10 protein-coding genes are annotated in these 9,376 nt (G+C 31.6%); 3 read left to right on the top strand and 7 right to left on the bottom strand.

What is annotated here, in order from left to right; translation table 11 throughout:
• From KHW44_RS03395 to KHW44_RS03405, 3 genes are all read right to left on the bottom strand, one after another.
• On the bottom strand, positions 1–905 hold a 905-nt coding region (locus tag KHW44_RS03395), incomplete at its 3' end, for a lyase family protein (RefSeq protein WP_304065972.1).
• A 164-nt stretch (positions 906–1,069) separates the two neighbouring features.
• Positions 1,070–2,362, bottom strand: a complete 1,293-nt coding sequence (locus KHW44_RS03400) for an NAD(P)H-dependent oxidoreductase (protein WP_294684459.1) — start codon at positions 2,360–2,362, stop codon at positions 1,070–1,072.
• A complete protein-coding gene (locus KHW44_RS03405; protein WP_294684458.1) occupies positions 2,363–3,586 on the bottom strand; it encodes an NAD(P)/FAD-dependent oxidoreductase in 1,224 nt (407 codons plus the stop codon).
• Between the two features lie 346 nt (positions 3,587–3,932).
• On the opposite strand from KHW44_RS03405, the gene KHW44_RS03410 reads away from it, so the two are divergent.
• Positions 3,933–4,574 carry a hypothetical protein gene (locus tag KHW44_RS03410; protein WP_002835340.1) on the top strand — a complete coding sequence of 214 codons (642 nt, stop codon included), beginning with the start codon at positions 3,933–3,935 and terminating at the stop codon, positions 4,572–4,574.
• Positions 4,575–4,858: 284 nt separating this feature from the next.
• Here the strand turns inward: KHW44_RS03410 and KHW44_RS03415 are convergent, their stop codons facing one another.
• Positions 4,859–5,095 (bottom strand): glutathione S-transferase N-terminal domain-containing protein, encoded by a 237-nt coding sequence (locus KHW44_RS03415; protein ID WP_094209583.1) that lies wholly within the window; start codon positions 5,093–5,095, stop codon positions 4,859–4,861.
• An 83-nt stretch (positions 5,096–5,178) separates the two neighbouring features.
• Here KHW44_RS03415 and KHW44_RS03420 point away from each other — a divergent pair, with 83 nt between their 5' ends.
• Both KHW44_RS03420 and KHW44_RS03425 read left to right on the top strand, forming a co-directional pair.
• The gene (locus KHW44_RS03420; RefSeq protein ID WP_304065977.1) at positions 5,179–5,499 is read left to right on the top strand and encodes a hypothetical protein; all 321 of its coding nucleotides are present in this window, start codon (positions 5,179–5,181) and stop codon (positions 5,497–5,499) included.
• Positions 5,500–5,513: 14 nt separating this feature from the next.
• Complete coding sequence (locus tag KHW44_RS03425) at positions 5,514–7,601, top strand: molybdopterin-dependent oxidoreductase (protein WP_304065980.1); 2,088 nt, start codon at positions 5,514–5,516, stop codon at positions 7,599–7,601.
• Between the two features lie 48 nt (positions 7,602–7,649).
• Here KHW44_RS03425 and KHW44_RS03430 read toward each other — a convergent pair whose 3' ends face one another.
• The 3 genes from KHW44_RS03430 to recR form a co-directional block, all read right to left on the bottom strand.
• On the bottom strand, positions 7,650–7,952 hold the full coding sequence (locus KHW44_RS03430) for an AzlD domain-containing protein (protein ID WP_002835345.1): 303 nt from the start codon (positions 7,950–7,952) through the stop codon (positions 7,650–7,652).
• The gene (locus KHW44_RS03435; RefSeq protein ID WP_035109231.1) at positions 7,945–8,637 is read right to left on the bottom strand and encodes an AzlC family ABC transporter permease; all 693 of its coding nucleotides are present in this window, start codon (positions 8,635–8,637) and stop codon (positions 7,945–7,947) included. The genes KHW44_RS03430 and KHW44_RS03435 overlap by 8 nt, the downstream gene beginning before the upstream one ends.
• Before the next feature lie 78 nt (positions 8,638–8,715).
• Entirely contained in the window at positions 8,716–9,324 is a 609-nt protein-coding gene (gene recR / locus KHW44_RS03440) for a recombination mediator RecR (RefSeq protein ID WP_094209580.1), read from the bottom strand.
• Positions 9,325–9,376: the final 52 nt, after the last annotated feature.

A 9,376-nucleotide genomic window follows, 5' to 3' on the forward strand; every position in this document is an offset into this window, starting at 1 on the left:
GTTTTTGGTCCTGAACTCATTAATCTCAAATCACTTGCCATTTTTGACAAACTTACTGCAGTTGATTTTACTGCTGATGATATCTCTACAAGTCCATCCAAGTTATTAGTTCCATCTATTAAATCCTCTGCTTGATGCAAATCAAATCCTGTTAGTTCAGCTAAAATCGGAACAATGTTGGTAAAGTAAACTTTGTCTACATTTACACCTGTACCAATAGCAGTAGCTCCCATATTTATAGATTCAATTTGATCAGATGATCTTCTAATTCTCTTGATATCTCTTTTGATTACTGAATAGTATGCGTGGAATTCTTGTCCCAATCTAATTGGAACTGCATCTTGAAGTTGAGTACGTCCCATTTTAAGCACGTCATCAAATTCTACAGATTTATTAAGTAAAGAAATTTCCAATTGTTTTAATTCATTTAAGGCTTTTATTAATAATCTTAAAGTTGCAATTTTACCTGCAGTTGGAAAAACATCATTTGTCGATTGGCTCATGTTTACATGGTCGTTTGGATGAACATATTCATAAGTACCCAATCCTCCGCCTAGTTTTTCATTAGCGATATTTGCGATAACTTCGTTTGCATTCATGTTAGCAGTAGTACCTGCTCCACCTTGAATAGGATCAGTTAAAAATTGATCGTGATATTCTCCTTCAAGGATTTTGTCGCAGGCGTAAACGATTGCGTTTTTGACATCTTCTCTCATAATTCCTGCTCTGTGGTTTGCAATCGCACACGCTTTTTTAACAATCGTTAATCCATAAATCAATTCTTCGTGTAAAGTTCTTCCTGTTATAGGGAAATTTTCCATTCCTCTTAAAGATTGTACTCCGTAGTATGCATCTTTTGGAACTTGTTTTTCTCCAACACTATCAGACTCTAATCTGTAATCCATATTAACCCCCAAAAACGTTTATTTATTACATTACAAATTGATATTAACACTTTTGAAATCCATTGTCAAAAATTTATAAATTTTTATTTTCAAAATAAAAATCAGCCGAGATTTTAAAGTTTTGCAAAAACTTTTTTATCGGCTGATTCTAATTTTTTATAATTTTACAATCCCAATTCGTCTTGTCTTTTACGAAGTTTTGTGATGATATGATTTTCATCCAAATTAACCATATCATAAGTAATCAATGTATCTTTTGGTATATCCACTTTCGCTGTAGTTTTTTCTGTGATGATAGGCATTGGCAACAAATTATTTTCCATTTGATGTTTGTGAGATGTTATTTTACCGAAGCAATCGTGTCCACCAATTCCTTCAATTTTTTGGCCTTTTTTGATGTCTCTTTTTGCAACTGTGATTGTATCAGAAACTTGACCGTATTTTGGATAAATTGTAGGTTCTTTTTCTACAATTGCATCGTAAATTGTAAGTGGAGTTTCCAGACTTGTCAAATGATATGGTCTGTACAAAGTATAGTTCGGTCCTTTACCCATTGACAAATATTCCATCAAATCGTGAACCTCGTTTGTGTCGTGAGTAACAATTGCAAAAACTCCCGGCGCAACTCCAAACGCAAAATCAACTATATTGTAATTATTTAAAATACCGCCTTGTTCTTTTAATTTGAATTTGTCTGCGATGTCGTGAATGTTTGTTGTAATTCCATGACAACCCAAAACATCAGGAGTAAATCCCAATGCATTTGCTACGGCTGTAAGTTCAATCATAGTGTTAGTTCCATCTACAAATGATGTCAACATTTTTGGAACCAGTCCTTTTGACAAAGCTTCTTCTCTCAAAATATCTTCATTAGTGTAATTATCCAATGGATTGTTCTTGCCTTTACCTACAGCTAATAATTTGAATCCCAATCCAAGTGCAAAATCTGACAGTTGGATTATAGCTCCTGGCTCATCTCCAGCAGATCCAGTGTATACAACGCCTTTTTTCTTTGCCATTTCATTTAAAATTGGTCCTACAACAGCATCACATTCTACATTTAATAAAATAGTATGTTTTTCGTGTTCAATGCTTTCTACTGCAAGTTGTGTTCCAAATGGAGGATTTCCTGTCGCATCAATTACTCCATCAATCATATCTAACTTGTAGCTCAAAGTATAATCATCACTGACAACGAACGAATTATTTTTAATAGCATTTTCTGCAACTTTCAAATCAGTTGTTTTGACAATATCCACATCTTTTACGCCTGCCTTTCTCAAAGCAGTCACGCACTTGTCAACGTGTCTATCTATAATAACAGAAGGTCTCATTCCTTTAATTCTACTCAACTGACTTACAAGACCTGATCCCATTTTGCCACAACCAACCAAACCTACTCTAACTTTTTGACCGTGGTTATCTAAGTCAACAAGTTTTCTTTGCATTTTATTCATTTAGCTCTCCTTTTTAATTATAGACATCGCACATGAATACGCCGATGAAAAAGCCCATTGAAGATTGTATCCACCACAATCTCCGTCGACATCCATAATCTCACCAATAATGTACAGATTTTTAATTTTTTTTGATTCCATAGTAGAAGGATTGATTTCATCTGTGTCGACACCACCACAAGTTATCTGACCAGAATCCTCATCCTTGTATCCACTAACACTAAATTCCAAATTTTTAAGAGTGTGTGCTAATTTGTAAATTTCTTCCTTGCTTAGCTCGCACACATTAATATCATAATTTATACCTGCTTGATTCAAAACTTCTTCAATCAAATTATCGTTAATCAAGCCTACCAACAACTCTTTTATTTTCTTATAATAATTTAAAGATATTATGTAGATTAAGTGTTCGTACAATTTATTCTCATCCAAATCCACAGTATCTATTCTTATTTTGACATCTAATCCCTTGTTTTTAGCTCTGATAGCTTCACCTGATAACTGCAAAATAGTTGGTCCACTAATTCCGTAATCAGTAAACAAAACATCGTGATAAAATTCAAAAACTTCTTTTCCGTCCACTACAAGCTTCGCATTAGCCTTGAATTTAGTTCCGCTCATTTTTTTGAAACTATCTCCATTAAGCCTCAATTGCACAATTCCTGGATGAGTTTTCACGATATTGTGTCCCAATTTTTTCATAAGAATGTATCCATTTCCGTCAGACCCACTTTTCTTGTAAGCCTTAGACCCACAAGCAACGATTAAATAATCAAACTTGTAAATTGAATCATTGGATTTTACTTCAAAAACATTGCCGTTTTTTCTAACATCATCAACGAAACTATCGAAAATAAATTCTACTTCCAGATGATTTGCCAAACACATCATTTGTTTTACGATTGATGAAGCTTGCAAACTTTTCGGGAAAATCTTGCCATTTTCAAGCTCAACCTCGGGAATTCCCATATCATTGAAAAATTCAATAACATCGTAGTTATCAAATTTTTTGATGGCACTGATTGTGAATTTTGGATTTTCGCCATGATAATTCTTGTACGATACATTTCTATTAGTAAAATTGCATCTACCATTACCAGTCGCATAAATTTTCTTCAAAGCGTTGGCATTTCTTTCGATAACAGTTGTGTCTATGTAATTTTGTTTTAAAATCAATGCCGCAAAAACTCCACTAGCTCCTGCTCCAATAATTCCTACTTTCATCTTCCCCTCAATTCTCTAAATCGTAATAAATTTGTAACTTATTAACCATAAATATATGATACTATAATGATAACAATAAATGGTTGTTCATCCTCCTAATATGAACTTGCCAATGTTATTTAAGTAGCAAATCTCTCCCAAAGGTTTGCTACTTTTTTTATTACGATATTTATTCTATCACAAATTGCTCAAATTATTATAATTAAAATTTAATTAAAACATTCAAAAGCCAAATTTTCTCAAATTTTAAATGATAATTAATATTGACAACTCAAAATTATTTTTTTAAAATATAAATGAGAATTGCATTCACTATTAATCATTTCTACATGTAGGAGGAAATAAAATGTATAATAAATTAAATTTTAAACGATTAATAGCGGGACTTTTATTGATGTCAATAATTTCAACAAACATACCCCAAATTTCATTTGCTTCAGGAAATTATGAAAACTCAAAGGATATTACTATTTCAGAAATAAACGATAATAGTATTAAGGTTAATTCTTATGAAAAAGAAGAGATTCTGAATATAATTGATTCAAAAAACGAAACTAAAATTGAAATCAAAGACATTAATACTGGAAAAATCGAATATATAATTTATAACAAGGAAGATGATTCGATTTATTCTTCAATTACTGGAAATACAATATACAATAATGAAATAAGCTTTTATAAATCCGATGTATCATATATTACGAAGAAATTATCTTTTGCAGAAATTAGAAGTGCACTAGGAAATGTTTCATCTGCTGGTGGAGTGTTAGCACTTATACTTGCAAAATTTCCCGGTGGAAAAAAGCCTTCCAAAATCATAGGATATATATCATCTCTTATGGGTGGTGCTGCTACTTTTGGAATACCGAACGATCGTAATCATGGATTAACATTTAAAATAAAGGTTACAAAAATGTATAGGTCGAGATTAGGTAAAAGACATGTATACAAAAGAATGCACGATATCGTGTCGATAAGAAGGTACTAATGAAAAGCAAAAAAATAAAAAAACTTGTAGAATTTATTTATTTAATCACATTAATAATTATGTTTTTAAATTTCAACGAAATAATAAAATTGAATAGATTAATCGAAGGCTCTCTTATTTTTTTTAACATAATATTATGTTTTATCTACTACAACGTACTTAATAAAAACTAGAAATAATCATAAAAAACAGTGATGCAATTCTCTATAAATTAGAGTAAACTTTTACAAAAATAACAATACAAAAAATGCTACATACATTAGTATGTAGCATTTTTAAAATTTTTATTGAAATTTTTCATCCAAGAATTTTATAATATCCATGGACTCATACATTGGCTTTCCATCAATGAAAAGACAAGGTACTTGGTCCATTCCACCTTTTTCGATAAGATATTTTTCATTAGCTTCGTCAGCTTTGATGTCAACTAATTCAACACCTTCAATTTTTTTATTGTCTATAAATCTCAATACTTTTTTACAGAATGGGCATTCTGCCTTGTAATACAATTTTAAATCCATAATAATCTCCTTTTCGTTAAATTCTTTGATAAAATATATATACCCGAACAAAAAATAAATAAACACGAGCGAAAGGAGTTTTTATGATAACATATAAAATAGATGTGTACATACCAGAAGATTACATTGGTTTGTTAATAAAAAAACTATGTGATGAGAAAATTATAACCATAGGAAATTACGATTATTGTTATACGACATCGAAAGTAAAAGGTCATTTTATGCCCAATGATTTAGCAAATAATTTTTCTGGTGAAAAAAATATTATCAACGAAGTTGACGAAATCAAATTAGAGTTTCGCACGACAGAAAATAATATCAAAAAATGTATACAAATTATCGAAGATGTTCATCCGTATGAAGAATGTGTGTATGATATTTTCGAAATAAAAAATTTTAAATAATAATAGGAGATGCAATGGGAAAAATTAAAACTATTTGTGGAATTTGTCCTGGTCAATGCCATGTGGAATGCGACATGGACGGTAGAAAGATAAAATCCATCAAAAAATCAGACGAAAAACCTTCCGCTCTTTGTTTGAGAGGATTGTATTCAGACGAAATTCTAAACTCAGAAGACAGATTAACTGATCCTTTGATTAGAACTGGTGAAAAAGGAACCCTAGAATTCAAAAAAGCTTCATGGGATGAAGCCATGGAACTTATCAAAGAAAAATGTTCTAAAATAATCGAAGACTACGGCGCAAAATCAATTGCAAGTCATTTTGGTAGAGGCGCATTTGACACAACTACGAACGATTTTATTTCAATTCAAATGCCTAACGCTAATAACGGAGGATTCTTGTCTCCAATAGGAAGTCCGAACAACGGATCAGTTGGCTCATTATGTTTCGTATCGTTTGGCATATTTGCTCCTCAAACAGTTTTTGGATTAAGTGCACCGAATCTAGTTTGCGATTTGCAAAACACTGAAATGCTTTGCGTGTGGGGTGCCAATCCCAAAACAGATTCTCCTCCATTTTTCTATAATAATATGGTAAAAAGAAAAAATGAAGGAATGAAAATCATAGCCGTAGACCATTACAATTCAGATATTATCGAATATGCTGATTACAAATACATCGTCAATAGTGGTACTGATATGGTACTAATTCTTGGAATGCTAAATTACTTAAAAGATAAACTTGACCAAGATTTTATCGAAAAATACACTTACGGTTACGATGAATTCAAGGAATATTTTACGCAATTTGATTTGGAAAAAACATCAGAAATCACTGGACTTGAAGTTGACGAGGTAAAAGAGTTGGCAAATTTACTCTTTGACAACACAGTTGCTCTTAAATCATACACAGGACTTGAATATTCACACTGCGGAGTTCAAACTATACGTTCATTGTATATTTTATGGAGCTTATTGGGAAACTTAGATGTCAAAGGCGGACTCTTGATTAACAAGAACAAGCCAATGAAGAGAGTACAAAATCCACCAAATAACGCAAAAAATATCGAAAAAATCGGTTCAAAAGAATTCCCTCTTTTCGACAAATTAATCGGTCAACCACAATTTACGAAACTTCCACAAGCAATATTAGAATCCGATCCTTATCCAATAAAAGGTCTAATTAATTTGGGCTCATGTATGTCTGTAAATTATCCTAACAGTCAACTTTACAGAAAAGCGTTAAAAAGTTTGGATTTCTTCGTAACTTGTGACAGATTTATGACTGAAGATGCATACTTTGCAGATGTCATCCTCCCTGCTACAACTTATTACGAAGAAGATCGCTACGCAATATATCCAGACCACATCGAAATCAAAGAAAAATTAGTAGAACCATTGGGCAATTCTCTTCCAAATATTTTTATTTTGAAAAAAATTGCAGATGCATTAGGATTTGGTGAATACTACCCTGAAAATTTCGATGATTTATTGGATAAAGCTTTTTATCACACACCAGAAATTTTAAAAGAATTGAAGGAAAAAGGCGTATATCATTTCGACAAAAAGCCAGAAGTGTCTTACAAAAAATACGATTCATTTAATACAGAAACTGGTAAAATTGAAATTCATTCAAAACTTTTAGAAAAGTATGGATTCTCACCTATCCCAGTTTATGACGACGGATTTGAAAATAAGCACGAAAAATCAGAAAAATTATCCAAATATCCATTTACTATGAACACAGGCGCAAGAATTCATACAACATTCAGAACGCAACATTTGAACATCGATGGATTATTAAATCATCAAGAATACCCACAAGTTATAATGAATGAAGATGATGCTAAAGAATTAGGAATTGAAAATATGGATTTGGTTGAAGTATACAACGATAGAGCAAGTGTAATCCTTCAAGCAGTTACTAATAATATGTCAAACCGTCACGATTTGGAAATAAATGTCGGCGGTGGTTCATTCAGCCAAGATGACAATTGGAAAGATGCGAACATTAATATGTTAATTGACAACGAAATCTTCGATCCAATTTCAGGATTTCCAGTTTTCAAAAGACAACATTGCAATATAAGAAAAGTAAAATAAAAACAAAAACCTTCTGCGGCTTTAATTTGAGCTACAGAAGGTATTTTTTTAGAAAAATTTCAAACAAATAAATGCTGTTAGAACTGCTAATATAATTGTTAGTCCAACATTTTCTTTCAAATAAGCGATAATAATAGCTACGATTGAAGCTACAATTGTAGGAACTAGCATTTCACTTGAAGCTGTTAGAATTCCTCTTATTACCATGATACTTAATGATGTATATGGTATTATATTTAAAAATTCAGCGGTTTGTCTGGAAAGTTGTTTTCCTTTTAAATATTTTAGAGGTAATATCTTAGGAACCGCTGTAACTAAGCTACATAATAAAATTAAAATTATATTATACATTTTGACCTCTTTTCATAATTACTTTCAATCCGATGAATGATGATAATAAAATTGCTAAGATTATATCCCATCCAGATGGTATAAATTTCAAATAAAAAATAATTGCATAAGTTACAACGCCAATCAAACTAACTACCAAACCATTCGAACTTTTCTTAATAGATGGTACTACCAGTGCGATAAACATCGCAGTAAGTCCTACTTCTAATGATGTTTGGACTGATTTTGGCATTAATTGTCCTATTAAATATCCAACTGGTGTAAATATTCCCCAAGCCAAATAAGGTCCTAATTCCACTGCCAACGCAAATTCTGTGTTAAGCTTTTCTTTGTTAAAACTCATCACCGAAAATGCTTCATCCGTTAACATAAATCCTATTACAGGAAGTGCTTTCGGATTTATTTTTTGTGTATGAATTCCCAAAGATGTCGACATTATGAACAATCTCAAATTTAATAAAAATACCGACAACACGATGGAAAACATACCTACTCCAGCACCTAATAATTCAACTGCCATGAATTGTGCTGCTCCAGAATAGAAAACAAAAGAAAACAAAGTCGAATCCAACATGCTAATGTTTTGACCTTTGCACAACAAACCAAAAGCCATCGCTATAGGAATATATCCCAACATAATTGGAGACGAAAATTTGATTGCTTCTTTAATTCTATTTGAATCCATTAAATTTTCCTCCATTCCATTTTTATTACAAACATTTAAACGTAAGAAATCATAATCTACAAGAATTGCAGATTATGATTATTTTATTTCTCTTCTATCCAAAATAGCCTTGTACAAGCTCATTTCGTCATAATATTCCAAATTAGCTCCCAATGGTACTCCCATTGCAATTCTGGAAACTTTTACGTTATATTCTTCATTTTTAAGAACTTCTATTATGAAGTTAGTTGTTAAATCTCCGTTAGTTGTTGGTGATAATGCTAGGATAACTTCCTTAACATAATCTTTTTTACATCTCAAAAACAAATTTTCCAAATTCAAATCTTGCGGAGAAATATTATCTCTTGGAGATAATAATCCACCTAAAACGTGATATTTCCCATTGTATTCGCCAGTTTTTTCAATTGATATTACATTCATTGAATCTTCAACGACAGTTATGACACTGTTATCTCTTTTTTGATCGGAACAAATATCACACAATTTTTTATCAGTAAGATTTCCACAATTAGCACACGGTCTAATATTAGTCTTCACATTTACAATGCTTTCTACAAGCTCATCGACTTTTTTAGGATCCATGTCTATAATTCTATAAGCTAATCTTCTCGCACTTTTTCTGCCAATAGTTGGCAAATTGGACAAGTTTTTAATCAATTCGTCCATTGCTTTAGGGTATAGTGACAAAATTATCCCCCCTTATTTAGAATCCTGGAATATTAATTCCTCCAGTGATTTT

Source organism: Finegoldia magna (assembly GCF_018371055.1).
GTDB classification, from domain to species: Bacteria; Bacillota; Clostridia; order Tissierellales; family Peptoniphilaceae; genus Finegoldia; species Finegoldia magna_I.

Excerpts from the sequence above, each read along its gene's own strand:
- KHW44_RS03430 (WP_002835345.1), bottom strand. The coding sequence starts at position 7,952 with ATGTATAATATAATTTTAATTTTATTATGTAGCTTAGTTACAGCGGTT.
- KHW44_RS03400 (WP_294684459.1), bottom strand. The coding sequence starts at position 2,362 with ATGAATAAAATGCAAAGAAAACTTGTTGACTTAGATAACCACGGTCAA.
- KHW44_RS03420 (WP_304065977.1), top strand. The coding sequence starts at position 5,179 with ATGATAACATATAAAATAGATGTGTACATACCAGAAGATTACATTGGT.
- KHW44_RS03410 (WP_002835340.1), top strand. The coding sequence starts at position 3,933 with ATGTATAATAAATTAAATTTTAAACGATTAATAGCGGGACTTTTATTG.
- KHW44_RS03425 (WP_304065980.1), top strand. The coding sequence starts at position 5,514 with ATGGGAAAAATTAAAACTATTTGTGGAATTTGTCCTGGTCAATGCCAT.
- KHW44_RS03415 (WP_094209583.1), bottom strand. The coding sequence starts at position 5,095 with ATGGATTTAAAATTGTATTACAAGGCAGAATGCCCATTCTGTAAAAAA.
- KHW44_RS03405 (WP_294684458.1), bottom strand. The coding sequence starts at position 3,586 with ATGAAAGTAGGAATTATTGGAGCAGGAGCTAGTGGAGTTTTTGCGGCA.
- KHW44_RS03435 (WP_035109231.1), bottom strand. The coding sequence starts at position 8,637 with ATGGATTCAAATAGAATTAAAGAAGCAATCAAATTTTCGTCTCCAATT.